Consider the following 15,038-nt stretch of genomic DNA (forward strand, 5'->3'; position numbering starts at 1 on the left):
TTGAAATTATTCACTTTATGCGATTTCTCCTTCGTCGAAATGACAATTTTAATTTTATATTTGTTAGCACAAAAACTATTTACCCAAAATGAACATTCTCATACATCCTACATACTTTCCGTCGATTAGTCATTACATTGCAATGCTTCAGTCGGATTCGGTTACATTTGAAATGGAAGACAACTTTCAAAAGCAAACCAATAGAAACAGAATGTATATTTATAGTCCTAATGGAGTGCAATTATTAAATGTTCCTGTAAAACATGGTATTAACAAACATCAGAAATATAAAGATGTTCGAATTGAAAATGACTTTAGCTGGCAAAAGAATCATTTCAAATCGTTAGAAGCCGCTTATAGAACTTCGCCTTTTTTTGAATATTTTGAAGATGATTTTCGTCCACTATTTGAGAAAAAACACGAGTTTATCATGGACTTAAATTTAGAAATATTTGCATTAGTAAATAGTTCATTAGGTATCAAAATAGAAGCACAAAAAACCGCTGAATACTTTCACGAAGTTACTGACTATACTGATTATCGTTCATTAGTTAATGGAAAAAAAGATACCACGCAAATTGAAGAATACACACAGGTTTTTAATGAGAAACATGGTTTTATAAACAACTTAAGTATCTTGGATTTGTTGTTTAACGAAGGTCGCTACGCGGTCGATTATTTAAAAAATCAGCAATTATAGTTATTCTTTTGCATTGATTTTTAGTCGGGCTAATTGTGGAAAATGGTCACTTTGAATGAAAAAATCTAGTGAAGAAAACTCTTTGACTTCAATGTTTTTTTCTACAAAAATATAGTCAATTCTAGCTGGATAATATTTGTAGTTATATGACTTTCCAAAACCAGAACCTGCTTCTTCAAAAGCGTCTTTTAAATCGCCTCTAATTGTTCGATACACGTAAGAAAACGCACTATTGTTCATATCGCCACAAATAATTTTAGGATGGTGGCACGATAAATAATGTTCTTTAATTAATTCCGATTGGTGTTGTTGTTGACTAAAAGCTTTACTAATATTCTTAAAAATAAACTTTGAACGTTTTTCATCCATTTCTTCGTTAATATCGGCACTAATTTTAACTGATTCTAAGTGCATGCTATATACTCGTAAAGTATCTTTATCTTTTAAAATATCAGCATAAATTACGCTATTAAACGAATTAGGAAACTCAATTTCACCAGAATTTATAATCTTAAACTTTGAATAAATCGCTTGACCAAATTTCAATCGATCCCCTTCTAATTTGATTAATTTATATTTATACATATTCACATTTACGTCTTCGTTTGGTGAATAATCTTGCAAACATAAAATATCGGGTTGCTCATCTAACAACAAGTTCGAAATCTGAAAAGGGACATCATCATTAGGCAACCATTCATATAAGTTAAATAAACGAACATTGTAGCTCATCAATTTAAAATCGGTTTCTTCATTTGGTAAATTGGTTTCTGAGAACTTGTAAAAACGGTGTAAAAAAGAAATTCCGAGTAACAATACCATTCCAGAAAGTAGCATTTGTCTTTTTAATTGCAATAGCCAATACACAAAAAACAGAAAATTAAGCAATAAAAAAAAGGGAAGTATTAGCGTTAATACGCTTAAAAACGGAAAAGCTTTAGGTGCTAAAAAAGGCAATGTATAGGCAACAAAAGTAGCTATAGTAAGTACTATATTAAGGAAAAACATTATTTTACTCAACCAACTTTGTTTCTGCATTTTTTATTTACCTGCTTTGAACAAGAATTCTTTTTCTTCTTTTGTTAAACTATCATAACCCGATTTACTAATTTTATCCAAAATTTCGTCAATTTGCTTTTGGGTAAAATCTTTATTCTGTTGAAACGAATTTACGGTTTTTTTTGTGGTATTGCGATGTACTTTTTTAAATGGTGTTTTTTTTGTGGGCTTAAAAGCATTTGCAAGTACATCTAAAAAAGCTGAAATAGGCTTTGTTAAATCGGTTCCAGATTTTAAAAACTTTATGTAAACAAACCCAAAAAGTGCTCCACCCAAATGTGCAATATGTCCGCCCGTATTTTCTAATGGTAGCTGAATTAAATCTATCACTAGAATTACAAATGCTATGTGCCAAAGTTTTACTATTCCTATCAAGGGAATTCGCAGTAACATAAAAGGAGCGTAAGTTGCAGCAGCAATCAAAAGCGCCATAATAGCCCCACTTGCTCCTACTAATGATGATGTCTTTCCTAAGATAAAATACATTGAAACAAAGGTTAGTCCTGAGCAAATTCCTCCTAGTAAATACACCCCAAACAATTGCTTATCGGTAAAATAGATATTGAATAATCTTCCTGAAAAATGGAGTACCAATAAATTAAAAATCAAATGAAAAATAGTTGCATGAAAGAAATTAAAGGTAATCAACGTCCATGGCTTGGCTAAAAATTCAGTTGTATTTGAAGGTAAGGCTACAAAATCGAAATAACTAAAAGCAACATTAGAAAGCTTCAACACGACTTCTAAAAGTGAGAACCCAACAAAAAGACCAATGTTCCAAAAGATTAACTTTTGTACCATTCCTCCTGTTTTGTATTGTAGTTTTAAATCGTCTAAAATGTTCATCTTTTCTCTTTGTTCTTTTTTCTATCTTCTAAAAACTATCTATCCCATCGGTTTTGATTGAATTGATTTTTCTTCCAATACCACATCATAATAAAACCTACTAAAGCACCACCTACGTGCGCAAAATGGGCAATTCCACCACCAAAGATACTGTAACCCGTTACGCCAGAAAACAAATCTAACAATACGATAGTAGGCACAAAATATTTGGCTTTAATAGGCACAGGAATAAACATCAAAGCTAACTCTGCATTTGGAAACATAAAGGCAAAAGCAACTAATAAACCATAAATTGCTCCAGAAGCTCCAACCGCAGTTGATTGATTACTACATGCTATTTCAAATAATGTTGCAAAATTATCACTACTAAAATTATACTTATCAAGTAAATGTTTAGTTGACTCATATAATAAATCTGATCTAAAAGTATTTCCATCTCTCATCTCTGCATTTAACATTGTGTACATATCAGCTTTTGATACAGATAAATTAGAAAGTTCGTTTAACAAAGAATGTATTTCATAATAATTCACACCTGAATGAATTAAAGCTGCACCAATTCCGCAAGAGAAATAAAAGAATAAAAACTTTTTAGGACCCCAAAAATGTTCTAAGGCACTACCAAATGACACCAAAGCAAACATGTTAAAGAAAATATGCATTAAACCGCCATGCATAAACATGTGGGTAATTGGTTGCCATAATTTAAAACTATCGCTTTCAAAATAGTGCAAGGCTAATAAATTAGTTGCTTGAGGCACAAAAATAGCACCTACAAAAAATAAAACATTTAATATTAACAACTGTTTTACCGTATCGGTCATGTTCATCATAGTGCAAATTTTTTATCTAAATCATCTACGGTTATTGTGATAAAGGTAGGTTTTTGAAAAGGCGAAACATTTGGTTCTTTACAGGCAAATAACGAATTCACTAGGTTTTCTTGTTCCTTTTCAGATAAATAGGTTCCTGTTTTTACTGCTAAACTTTTTGCCATTGATTTAGCTATGCTGTCACTTTGTGAAAAACTGCTTTCTGGAATTTCGTTTTTCAAATTGCTTATTAATTCTTCCAATACAATTGACACTTCACTTTCTGTCATTGCAATTGGCAACCCTGAAATTTGGACTGCATCTGTTTTAAACGCATCAAAAACAAAACCTGTATTTTCTAAAGTAGGCTCTAGTTCTTTTAATAACTGCATTTCATCTGTAGAAAAATATAATTCTAAAGGAAATAAAAGTTGCTGGCTCGAAGCTTTTTGAACGGTAATATTAGTTAAAAATTGTTCATATAAAATGCGTTGGTGTGCCCTTCCTTGATCGATGACTAGCATACCCGATTTGATAGCACTTACAATATATTTTTTATGGATTTGATACGTAGCATTGGTATTAGATTCTACCGTTTCATCGTCAAATAATTTTCCCGTTACTTCTTCACTTTCAAAAGAAAAAGAAGCAATTTCATCGGTATCTTGTTTGAGTCCAACATACAAACTTTCCCAATTAGCAGTATTGGATTCCTTTTTATAACTTCCAAAAGAAGCTAAAGCTTTAGCGGGTTTATCGGTAGCAAAAGGATTAAAACCTGAATCTACCTGAATAGTTGGAAAATCAGCAACTTTATCTTTGTATTGGTAAGGTGTATCTAGATTAGCATCGCGTTCAAAATCTAAAACAGGAGCAACATTAAACTGTCCTAAACTATGTTTAACTGCTGATCGTAAAATAGCATATATTGACTGTTCGTCGTCAAACTTAATTTCAGTTTTTGTAGGATGAATATTAATATCAATAGTATGCGGAGGCACTTGTAAATACAAGAAATAACTCGGTTGGTTTCCTTCTTTTAATAAACCATCATAGGCACTCATAATAGCGTGATGCAGATAGGCACTTTTGATGTATCTATCATTTACAAAGAAGAACTGCTCTCCTCTACTCTTTTTAGCAAATTCGGGTTTTCCTACAAAGCCTGTAATATTGATTAGCTCGGTCTCTTCAGAAACGGGTACTAATTTTTCATTGGTTTTTCCACCAAAAATATTCACAATACGTTGACGGTAATTGGAACTTGGTAAATTATACAATTCGCTGCCATTGTGAATCAAGGTAAACGAAATAGAAGGATGTGCCATTGCTACGCGCTGAAATTCATCCATTACGTGTCGAAATTCAACCGTTTCCGATTTTAGGAAATTTCGTCTAGCTGGGATATTAAAAAACAAGTTTTTTACAGCAAACGAAGTTCCTTTGGGCAAAACAGCTATGTCTTGTTTAATTAATTTACTTCCTTCAATAATGATGAGATTGCCTAGTTCTTCTTGGTCCTGCTTGGTTTTCATTTCCACGTGAGCAATTGCTGCAATAGAGGCTAATGCTTCACCACGAAAGCCTTTGGTGTGTAAATCAAATAAATCTTCCGCATGTCTAATTTTAGAAGTGGCGTGGCGCTCGAAACATAAGCGGGCATCGGTAGTATTCATACCTAAGCCATTATCAATTACTTGAACTAATGTCTTTCCAGCTTCTTTAACGATTAATTTGATCTCTGAAGCTTTGGCATCGACTGCGTTTTCTAACAATTCTTTTACCACCGAAGCTGGCCGTTGAACGACTTCTCCTGCAGCAATTTGATTGGCAACATGATCGGGTAAAAGTTGGATAATACTGGCGGCCATTTCTATTTTTTTCTCTGTAAATAATCTGTTTCTTGCAAAAATAATGAATTATTAATGGTTAAATTATAAAAAAATCAAAACAGTTTGTTAGAATTATGATTTTTATGCTCCCCAGAAAATTAAAAATATAAGTACAAGCCATTTACAGTAATAAATTATTAGCAATTTAAAAATGATAACTCAAGATAAAAAAGCAGCTATCTCTATGCGATTCTGCTCTTTAGTTTACGCTTACTTTTCTTCAGAAGTATGTTCAAAAACGTGTTCATTTTTCAAATATCGTAAAATTTTTGACATAAAAAAACGGATTAGCAAACACTAATCCGTTGATTTTAAAATACTTATTTTTCGTAGCGAAGACGGGAGTTGAACCCGTGACCTCAGGGTTATGAATCCTGCGCTCTAACCAACTGAGCTACCTCGCCAAATGTTGGTCTCACATCCTTGTTGAATGCGGGTGCAAATATATAACTATTTATATTCTTTGCAAATATAATTTTACAAAAAATAAATAAAATCTTTTTTTGTATTTTCAATTAATTCTCTATATATTTCCAACCTTAAATTTTATGAAATGAGTGTAAAAATAAAATATGAATTAGAATTTCCAATTCAGTCTTCGCCACAATTATTATATCAATATATATCAACGCCTTCTGGATTATCGGAATGGTTTGCGGACAACGTAAATTCTAGAGGTGAATTTTTTACTTTTATCTGGGATGATTCAGAAGAAAAGGCCAAACTAGCTTCAAAAAAGTCGGGAGAACGCATAAAATTCAAATGGTTGAATGAAGATGATACAGAAACAGATTACTTTTTTGAAATGAAAATTTTGGAAGATGAAATCACAAAAGATGTTTCCATTGTAATTTCGGATTTTGCCCATGAAGATGAATTAGACGAATCCAAATTGCTATGGGAAAATCAAATTTCTGATTTAAAACATGTATTAGGTTCTGTTTAAACTAAATTATAAAGAGTATATTTGTCCCGATTTAATCGGGATTTTTTATGGTAAATTATAACGGAACTATTCAAGAAAACAGTAGTGTTTTAATCGATTCAAACAGAGGTTTTTTGTTTGGAGATGCTCTTTTTGAAACTATAAAAGTACTTGACAACAATGTGTTATTTCTTGAAGATCATTATTTTAGACTGATGGCTTCTATGCGAATTTGTCGTATGGAAATTCCAATGCATTTTACTATGGAATTTTTTGAAGAGCAGATTTTAAATCTAACAAATTCATTACCTAAGTCTAGTTCGTTTCGAGTTCGATTTTCAGTTTTTAGAAATTCGGACGGATTTTATACACCAATTAGTAATGCTATTGAATTTATTGTCAAGGCAATTCCTTTTGAACATTCGGTTTATACTATCGAAAAATCTAACTATGAAGTAGAATTATACAAAGATTTCTATATTACAAAACAATTGCTATCCACTTTAAAAACGAACAATAAAATGCTTCAAATTGCGGGAAGTATTTTTGCCAAAGAAAATGGTTATGATACCTGTTTGGTTTTAAATGACGAAAAAAATGTAGTGGAAGCTTTGCAAAGTAATTTATTTATGAAATCAGGGAATATTGTGGTTACGCCACCTATTGCTGATGGTTGTTTAAATGGAATTATGCGAAAGCAAATAATTGAGATTTTGAAAAAAACAGAAGCAATAACATTTAAAGAAGCTAGTATTTCTCCGTTTGATTTGCAAAAAGCAGATGAATTATTTCTTACCAATGTAATTTCGGGAATTCAACCCATAACGAAATACAGAAAAAAAGAATTCACGTCCGATTTTTCAAAAGATTTATTAGTTAAATTAAATGCTAAAATAAGACTTAATTAAGCGCGGGATTTTCGGGAGCATTTGAAAACAGCACATATTCGCCGCCTTGTTCAATAATTTTTTCTTTCCAAAATTGATTACTGGATTTTGAAAGCAGTTTATTTTTAAGCGTGTTTTCGGTAACAATCCATGCGTTTTCATGCATTTCAAGTTCTAATTGATTCACGCTCCAACCGCTATATCCAAGAAAAAAACGAATATTGTTTTTGCTGATTTTACCTGTATTGATAAGGTGTTTTGTAGTTTCGAAATCGCCACCCCAATAGATACCGTTTGAAATTTCGATACTATTCGGAATAATTTCTGGAATATTGTGAATAAAGTACAGGTTATCCTGCTCTACTGGACCGCCATTATAGATTTTAAACGCAGCATCGATTTCAGGAATCAAATCATTAATGGAATAATTTAAAGGTTTATTTAAGATAAAACCGATTGAACCTTCGTCATTATGCTCTGCAAGTAAAATTACAGAGCGATTAAATGAAACATCGCCTAAAATAGAAGGCTCAGCTATAAGTAAGTGACCTTTTTTTGGTAAAGTTGATATCATATTTCTGCAATTTTATTACCTAAAGTTATCAAAAAAAGTTTACAAAATCAAATAAAATCGATTATAAACAAAAAAGTCCCGACATAATCGAGACTTTTATACTGTATAATCAAAAAATTATTTTTTGTTTACTGCTCCTTCTAATTCAGCACCAGCTTTGAATTTTACTACATTTTTAGCAGCAATTTTGATAGTTTTTCCAGTTTGAGGATTTCTACCATCTCTTGCAGCTCTTTTAGATACTGACCAAGATCCGAAACCTACTAAAGAAACTCTTCCACCTTTGTTTAAAGTTCCTTCAACATTGCTTAAAAATGATTCTAAAGCTAATTTAGCAGCTGCTTTTGTAATACCAGCAGAAGCTGCCATTGCATCGATTAATTCTGATTTGTTCATGATTAAAGTTATTTATAATTGGTTAAACTTAATTATTATATGACAAATTTAGCGGTATAATTGAGCTGTGCAAGCATTTGACAAACTTTTCGATAAAAATGTTAATAAAATAGCTCAAATGTTAATAACATTGTTTGTTTTTTTAAAATTTAGGCTCAATTATAGCGTTTTCAGGGCTTACAGCGCGATGGCGTTTTCTGAAAAAGTTATTCCATTTAAAAGTTCGTGCGCTAGCATTCTTTTCTTTCCCGGAAATTGTAAGCTAGTAACTTTTAGCACACCATCTTTAGTAGTAATAAAAATTTCTTTTTTTGTAGTGCTAACTTTTCCAACTGCATCAATATGCACTTTTTCTTCGAAAGATGCTGCGTAAATTTTTACATTCCACTCGTTTTCGCCATCTTTAATATAGGTCCACGCTGCTGGATAGGGCGACAAACCTCTAATTAAATTAAAAATTGCGGTTCCAGATTGGCTCCAATCTATTTTGCAGTTGTCTTTATTTAATTTGTAAGCAGTTTTTATCGCTGGATTTTCCGTTTGAATTGTTGTAGTAGCTTCTCCTTTTTCTATTAATTGCAAGGTTTCAATGACTGTTTCACTTCCTAATTGCATTAATCTATCGTGCAATTCTCCAGCAGATTCATTAGCACCAATGCTTGTTTCTTTACTCAAAATCATCGCACCGGTATCAATTTTGTCATCAATAAAAAAAGTGGTTACACCCGTTTTGGTTTCTCCATTAATAATTGCCCAATTGATAGGAGCAGCACCACGGTATTGGGGCAATAAAGAGGCATGCAAATTAAAAGTACCTAATTTTGGCATTTTCCATACTACTTCAGGCAACATTCTAAACGCTACAACAACTTGTAAATTTGCATCCAAACTTTTTAACTCAGCTAAAAAATCTTCCGCTTTTAAGTTGGTAGGTTGCAATAAACGCAAGTTTTTAGAAACCGCATATTCTTTCACTGCACTTGTACTTACTTTTTGACCTCGACCTGCGGGCTTATCTGGTGCTGTAATTACGCCAACGATTTCATAATTATTTTGATAAATAGTATCCAAAATACCCACAGCAAAGTCGGGTGTTCCCATGAATACAATTCGAAGTTTTTCCATTATAATGTGTAATATTGATTGTGTGAATTAATAGCAATTTTGTTGTGTTCTAACAATAATTGCAATGCAAAGATAGTGGCTTCAGCAGAAATTTGAAGCGAATTTTCAATTTCTCGTGAAGATAAATTTCCTTTTTGTAATAATTGTAGAATCAAATCTGTTGTCGCCAAAGGATTTTGTTTCTTTTTAGTGATACAATAGGAACAAATACCACAATCAGTTGTTGTTATTTCGTCAAAATATGCAAGTAACAATTTATTCTTACAACTATCTTCATTAGAAATATAATCAATTACACTTTGAAATTGATCTTGTTTTAATTGATTTTGATGTTCTAAAAATTTAGCAATTCGGTTAATTGTTAAATCGTCCTCACGCACTTCATTAAATGTTATTGCACTATCATTGTTTTTAGCATGCAAAGCAATACAATTGTTATTGGCTAATTGTTCAATTACTTTAACAACATTCGCTTCTGAACAATTCGCTTTTTTAGCAACTAGATGTGGATTAATTACTGTTTCTATATCAAAAATTCCGGAATAGGTTCTCAAAATGGTGGTAATAATAGCCTCATCATGCGGATGTAAACTAATGTAGCGAAGTACTTCTTTACTTGGTATGATAAATTGCAAGCTCATTTTCTCCGAAGATTCATTCTGAAAAGTCAATACCCCTTGCCTATCTAAAAATTGCAGTGCATTAAACACTTTTAAAATTGGGAAATTGTAGTGTGAACAAAACTGATTCAAGTTAAAGGCAAAACTTTCGTTAAAGCCATCTCCATAAGCGATTTGAAAAAAGTTATTCAATTTCACATACACTTCACGAACAAATTTTTTATCGGGTAAAACATCAATAAATTGCCTTTTTGTGTATTCGATATCACCTAAATTGGTTAAAATAATTGCGAAAGCTTTCTCACCATTTCTTCCTGCTCTTCCTGCTTCTTGGTAATAATTTTCGATATTTTCCGGCAGTTGAATATGAATAACCGTTTTTACATCGGGTTTGTCAATTCCCATTCCAAAAGCATTTGTAGCCACCATAACTTGGGCTTTATTTTCTAACCAAGACTGCATGTTTTTTTCTCTCTCTTTTGCAGGCAAACCTCCGTGATAAAAAGTAGCCGTAAATCCTAACTGCTGTAATTGTTGAGATGTTTCAATACATGCTTTTCGATTGCGAACATACACAATTGAAGGTTGTGGATTTTTGGTTAAAATTTGTTGTATTTTAAATAACTTATCTTCTGTTTTAATAACATGATAAGCTAAATTATCTCGCGAAAATGATTTGGTAAAAAACTTGGTATTCTCTAAGGCTAAGCTTTCACATATATCCTTTTGAACACGTTTAGTTGCAGTGGCTGTTAAGGCTAAAAAAGGTGTTTTAGGAAATGCAGTTTTTAGTTGGGAAATTTTTAAATACGCGGGTCTAAAATCGTGTCCCCATTGGCTTACACAATGCGCTTCGTCAATGGCAATTAAATTAATAGGCAATTGTTTCAATCGATCTACAATCCAATCGTGTTGTAGTCTTTCTGGCGAAAGGTATAAAAATTTGTAATTTCCGAATTGGCAGTTGTCTAATATATCAATTACTTCATCCTGAGAAATACCACCCGTTAAGGCAATTGCTTTTATGTTTTTACTTTGCAAATTTTGCACTTGATCTTTCATCAAGGCAATCAAAGGCGAAACTACCAAGCAAATTCCGTTTAAAAGTAAAGCTGGAATTTGAAAACAAACCGATTTACCACCCCCCGTTGGCAACAGAGCGAAGGTGTCGTTCCCCTCTAGAACCGATTCTATAATTTGTTCTTGTGGGGGTCTAAAACTTTCGTGTTTCCAATATTTTTGAAGTAATAATAAGGCTTCTGGCATGTAATTAAAGCTTTTAGAAACACTAAGGTACAAAAAGTTTTATTTTGTAAGATGTTTCACAATAAAATCAATACGTTTTTCAACGGTATCTCTTGGAACCTCAACAATTGAATAACCATACTTTTGGTAAGTTTCCATCAAATGTTCATGAATTAAAACAGCTTGTTCATAGTTTTCATATCGTTCTGCATCACTTACATAAATATCTTTCCAAGGAGGCAATACAAAAATAGAAGTATAGGTATGGTCTTTGCAAGCTTGGTCAAAAAAGGCAGGGTAAGAATCGCCAATGTAGTGCATATATGCCAAAACATCTGGAATTCCACGGTCTAAGAATACAATTGGAGCATCTTCGTTTTGTGCGGAACGAAATTGTTTTTTTCTACCTTCCAAAAGCAATTCGCTAAACAACAAAGGTTTTTCAAGAAACAATTGTTCAATGCCTTGTTCTTGTGCTTCTTTGATAACTTCACGCGAAATTTCTGGATAGCAAGTATATCCTTTTTCTTTAAGTGCTTCAATTAAGGTTGTTTTTCCCGAGCTAGGTCCACCAATTAAAACCACAATTTCTTTATTCATAAACGAAAATCTAATTGGCAAAAGTAAGTTTTTTTAAAAATCTAATCAACTTAAAAATTTTATAAGTGCTAACAATATAATTCTGAACATAAAAAAGTATATTTGCTTTTCAATTAAGAAATGATGATGGATAAGAAAACAGAAGATTTTTACATTCGATTAAAAGAAGAATTGTCAAACTCAACACTTTGGCCTTCAGAGTATTTATTTAAATTTATTTTGCCTTCAGATAATCATAGTATTGCCAAAATAGAAGCAGAATTTAACGATATGGGTGCTGTAATAAGCACACAACAATCTAAAACAGGAAAGTTTACAAGTGTTTCAATTAGTGTATTGATGCCTAGTGCTCAAAGTGTAATTGATAAATATATTGCTGTTTCAGATATTGAAGGCATCATTTCATTATAAAAAATCATGACAGAAGAAGTAAGTTATTTAGAATATAATTCGCAACGCTCACATTTGATTATTCCCGAGTATGGAAGGCATTTGCAAAAATTAATTGACCAAGCAACGGCAATTGAAGACAGAGAAGAACGAAACAAAGCAGCAAAGTATATCATCTCTGTAATGGGTTCGTTAAATCCACACCTAAGAGATGTGCCTGATTTTCAACACAAATTATGGGATCAGCTATTTATAATGTCTGATTTTAACTTAGAGGTAGATTCACCTTATCCAATTCCATCAAAAGACATACTCACCCAAAAACCCGAGCGTTTAAAATATCCTCAAAATTTCCCAAAGTATCGTTTTTATGGCAATAACATCAAATACATGATTGATGTAGCCAACAGCTGGGAAGAGAGTGAATTAAAAAATGCGTTAGTTTTAGTTATCGCTAATCACATGAAAAAGTGCTATTTGAGCTGGAATAAAGATACCGTAACTGATGAAGTAATTTTTGAACATTTGTTAGAGCTTTCGGGTGGAAAGTTAAATCTTTCAAAATCAAACGAAGAGCTTTCAAATACACACGATTTGATGAAAGTCAACAAAAAAGTGTCTAACAAAACACAGTTCAGTACAAACAAACCCGGCATTGTAAAGAAAAACAATAACAATAAAGGGCACTTAAACAAAAACAATAAAAATACATTCAAAAAAAATAGTTAATTACATGGGAACATTTAAAATTGAAGGGGGCAAATCGTTAAAAGGAGAAATTACTCCTCAAGGAGCAAAAAATGAAGCTTTACAAGTTTTATGTCCTGTTTTACTAACTTCTGAAAAAGTAAGAGTTACCAATATTCCAGACATTATTGATGTAAACAAATTGATTACACTTTTAGGTAATCTAGGCGTTAAAATTCAAAAAAATGGCCCAGGCGATTATACGTTTCAAGCAGATGAAGTCAATGTAAATTATCTAAAAACAGAAGCTTTCAAAAAAGAAGGCGGCAGTTTAAGAGGTTCTATTATGATTGTAGGTCCATTGTTAGCTCGTTTTGGTTGCGGGTACATCCCAAAACCTGGAGGTGATAAAATTGGACGTCGTCGTTTAGATACCCATTTTGAAGGATTTATTAATTTAGGTGCCAAGTTTAGATACGAAAGAGAAGACCATTTTTATGGTGTGGAAATTGACGGAAGACTACAAGGTTCTTATATGCTGTTAGACGAAGCTTCTGTAACAGGAACGGCAAATATTGTTATGGCAGCTGTTTTAGCAGAAGGAACCACTACGATTTACAATGCAGCTTGTGAACCTTATTTACAACAATTATGTAAAATGCTAAACGCAATGGGAGCTAAAATCTCAGGCGTAGGATCAAATTTATTAACTATTGAAGGAGTAGAAAGTTTAGGCGGTTGCGAACACAAAATTTTACCTGACATGGTAGAAATAGGTTCGTGGATTGGTCTTGCAGCAATGACAAGAAGTGAAATTACAATTAAGAATGTAAGTTGGGATAATCTAGGGCAAATTCCTAATGTATTCAGAAAATTAGGTATTACTTTAGAGCGAAAAGGTGATGATATTCACATACCAGCTCACAAGGACGGGTATGAAATTAAAACCGATATTGATGGTTCGATTTTAACTATTTCTGATGCACCATGGCCTGGATTTACACCAGATTTATTGAGTATTGTATTAGTAGTTTGTACCCAAGCAAAAGGTGATGTATTAATTCACCAAAAAATGTTTGAAAGTCGTTTATTCTTTGTGGATAAGTTAATCGATATGGGAGCAAAAATTATGTTGTGTGACCCACATAGAGCTGTGGTTATGGGGCATAACTTCGAATCACAATTAAAAGCAACAACAATGAGTTCGCCAGACATTAGAGCCGGAATTTCATTGTTAATTGCCGCTTTAACAGCAAAAGGAACTTCAACCATTCAAAATATTGAACAAATTGATAGAGGTTACGAGCGCATTGACGAAAGACTTCGTGCGATTGGAGCTAATATTGTAAGAGTATAATTTAGTATTCAGTGTTCAGTCGCAGTAAGCAGTATTGCTGTGACTGAACACTGTGACTGATTACTATAAAATGGAAACCTACATTATCCTTTTTCTTTGTATTGCTTCTTTCGTAGCAGGTTTTATTGATGCCATTGTAGGTGGCGGAGGCTTAATTCAAACACCTGCCGCTTTAATTTTGTTACCTAATATTCCTGTTGCTTCCATTATTGGAACCTTAAAAATCCCTGGTTTCAGTGGAACTACTATGGCAACCTATCATTATTTGAAATCGTCAAAAGTGAATTGGAAGCTATTCTTTGTAATGGCAATTTTTTCATTTGGTTTTGCCTATTTGGGTTCAAGTTTACTCAATGTAATGCAGAATGATTTTATGAAACCTTTGCTTTTTGTCGTTTTAATTTTATTATTACTATACACCTATTTCAAGAAAGATTTTGGACAATTTCAAGTAAATAAATTATCAAAAAAGCAAACTTATATTTATGGTTGCATAATTTGTGTTTTTTTAGGTTTCTATGATGGATTTATTGGTCCGGGAACTGGAAGTTTGTTAATTATGGTGTTTATAGCTGTTTTAGGTTTTGATTTTTTAAAAGCCAACATCTATGCAAAATTGGTCAACTTGGCTACCAACATCGGCTCCATCGTTTTATTTATTTTAAAAGGAAAAATTATTTGGTCTCTAGCAATTCCTATGGCAATTTGTAATGTTACTGGTTCATGGTTAGGCGCAAGATTAGCCATTTCAAAAGGAAATGGATTTATACGAATATTCTTTTTAATCATTGTAGGAATTGCTTTGTTGCGTTTTGGTTATGATGTGTTTTTAAAATAAATGACTTCTCCTCTCCTATTTTCAAACCAGAATGAATTTATAAAAAATAAAATACTGCAAAAAAAAGCATTTTCTTTAAGCAACT

At 32.3% G+C, this 15,038-nt stretch carries 16 protein-coding genes and 1 tRNA gene; 7 read left to right on the forward strand and 10 right to left on the reverse strand.

Translation table 11 applies throughout. The annotated features are described in order from the left end of the window. Positions 1-88: 88 nt before the first annotated feature. The gene (locus G4L40_RS04550; protein WP_166235960.1) at positions 89-700 is read left to right on the forward strand and encodes a WbqC family protein; all 612 of its coding nucleotides are present in this window, start codon (positions 89-91) and stop codon (positions 698-700) included. On the opposite strand, the gene G4L40_RS04555 is transcribed toward G4L40_RS04550, so the two are convergent. The 5 genes from G4L40_RS04555 to G4L40_RS04575 all read right to left on the reverse strand — a co-directional run bounded on the left by G4L40_RS04555 (position 701) and on the right by G4L40_RS04575 (position 5,713). Next, a complete protein-coding gene (locus tag G4L40_RS04555) occupies positions 701-1,738 on the reverse strand; it encodes an endonuclease/exonuclease/phosphatase family protein (RefSeq protein WP_166235961.1) in 1,038 nt (345 codons plus the stop codon). Positions 1,739-1,741: 3 nt separating this feature from the next. Continuing rightward, entirely contained in the window at positions 1,742-2,605 is an 864-nt protein-coding gene (locus G4L40_RS04560) for a rhomboid family intramembrane serine protease (protein ID WP_166235962.1), read from the reverse strand. A 35-nt stretch (positions 2,606-2,640) separates the two neighbouring features. After that, positions 2,641-3,438 carry a rhomboid family intramembrane serine protease gene (locus tag G4L40_RS04565; protein ID WP_166235963.1) on the reverse strand — a complete coding sequence of 266 codons (798 nt, stop codon included), beginning with the start codon at positions 3,436-3,438 and terminating at the stop codon, positions 2,641-2,643. Then, positions 3,435-5,288, reverse strand: a complete 1,854-nt coding sequence (gene mutL, locus G4L40_RS04570; protein ID WP_166235964.1) for a DNA mismatch repair endonuclease MutL — start codon at positions 5,286-5,288, stop codon at positions 3,435-3,437. Before mutL ends, G4L40_RS04565 begins: the two co-directional genes overlap by 4 nt. Before the next feature lie 351 nt (positions 5,289-5,639). Continuing rightward, a tRNA-Met gene (locus G4L40_RS04575) sits at positions 5,640-5,713 on the reverse strand. A gap of 149 nt (positions 5,714-5,862) precedes the next feature. On the opposite strand from G4L40_RS04575, the gene G4L40_RS04580 reads away from it, so the two are divergent. Both G4L40_RS04580 and G4L40_RS04585 read left to right on the forward strand, forming a co-directional pair. Further along, a complete protein-coding gene (locus tag G4L40_RS04580) occupies positions 5,863-6,255 on the forward strand; it encodes an START-like domain-containing protein (RefSeq protein WP_166235965.1) in 393 nt (130 codons plus the stop codon). A gap of 47 nt (positions 6,256-6,302) precedes the next feature. Then, a complete protein-coding gene (locus tag G4L40_RS04585) occupies positions 6,303-7,142 on the forward strand; it encodes an aminotransferase class IV (protein WP_166235966.1) in 840 nt (279 codons plus the stop codon). On the opposite strand, the gene G4L40_RS04590 is transcribed toward G4L40_RS04585, so the two are convergent. From G4L40_RS04590 to G4L40_RS04610, 5 genes are all read right to left on the reverse strand, one after another. Further along, the gene (locus G4L40_RS04590) at positions 7,135-7,695 is read right to left on the reverse strand and encodes a YqgE/AlgH family protein (RefSeq protein WP_166235967.1); all 561 of its coding nucleotides are present in this window, start codon (positions 7,693-7,695) and stop codon (positions 7,135-7,137) included. The genes G4L40_RS04585 and G4L40_RS04590 overlap by 8 nt on opposite strands. Before the next feature lie 117 nt (positions 7,696-7,812). Next, positions 7,813-8,091 carry an HU family DNA-binding protein gene (locus G4L40_RS04595; RefSeq protein ID WP_111567791.1) on the reverse strand — a complete coding sequence of 93 codons (279 nt, stop codon included), beginning with the start codon at positions 8,089-8,091 and terminating at the stop codon, positions 7,813-7,815. A gap of 177 nt (positions 8,092-8,268) precedes the next feature. Next, positions 8,269-9,216, reverse strand: a complete 948-nt coding sequence (gene fmt / locus G4L40_RS04600) for a methionyl-tRNA formyltransferase (RefSeq protein ID WP_166235968.1) — start codon at positions 9,214-9,216, stop codon at positions 8,269-8,271. Then, entirely contained in the window at positions 9,216-11,102 is a 1,887-nt protein-coding gene (locus tag G4L40_RS04605) for a RecQ family ATP-dependent DNA helicase (protein WP_166235969.1), read from the reverse strand. Before G4L40_RS04605 ends, fmt begins: the two co-directional genes overlap by 1 nt. 39 nt (positions 11,103-11,141) lie before the next feature. After that, on the reverse strand, positions 11,142-11,681 hold the full coding sequence (locus tag G4L40_RS04610) for an AAA family ATPase (protein WP_166235970.1): 540 nt from the start codon (positions 11,679-11,681) through the stop codon (positions 11,142-11,144). Positions 11,682-11,807: 126 nt separating this feature from the next. Between G4L40_RS04610 and G4L40_RS04615 the strand changes: the two genes are divergently transcribed. The 4 genes from G4L40_RS04615 (at position 11,808) to G4L40_RS04630 (ending at position 14,953) form a co-directional block, all read left to right on the forward strand. Further along, a complete protein-coding gene (locus G4L40_RS04615) occupies positions 11,808-12,092 on the forward strand; it encodes a DUF493 family protein (protein ID WP_166236025.1) in 285 nt (94 codons plus the stop codon). A 6-nt stretch (positions 12,093-12,098) separates the two neighbouring features. Then, the gene (locus G4L40_RS04620; protein WP_166235971.1) at positions 12,099-12,800 is read left to right on the forward strand and encodes a DUF4290 domain-containing protein; all 702 of its coding nucleotides are present in this window, start codon (positions 12,099-12,101) and stop codon (positions 12,798-12,800) included. Between the two features lie 4 nt (positions 12,801-12,804). After that, positions 12,805-14,115 carry a UDP-N-acetylglucosamine 1-carboxyvinyltransferase gene (murA, locus tag G4L40_RS04625; protein WP_166235972.1) on the forward strand — a complete coding sequence of 437 codons (1,311 nt, stop codon included), beginning with the start codon at positions 12,805-12,807 and terminating at the stop codon, positions 14,113-14,115. 70 nt (positions 14,116-14,185) lie between these two features. Continuing rightward, positions 14,186-14,953, forward strand: a complete 768-nt coding sequence (locus tag G4L40_RS04630; protein ID WP_166235973.1) for a sulfite exporter TauE/SafE family protein — start codon at positions 14,186-14,188, stop codon at positions 14,951-14,953. The last annotated feature ends 85 nt before the right edge of the window (positions 14,954-15,038 follow it).

Origin of the sequence: Flavobacterium celericrescens, from assembly GCF_011392075.1 — a bacterium.
In the GTDB taxonomy this organism is placed as follows: Bacteria; Bacteroidota; Bacteroidia; order Flavobacteriales; family Flavobacteriaceae; genus Flavobacterium; species Flavobacterium celericrescens.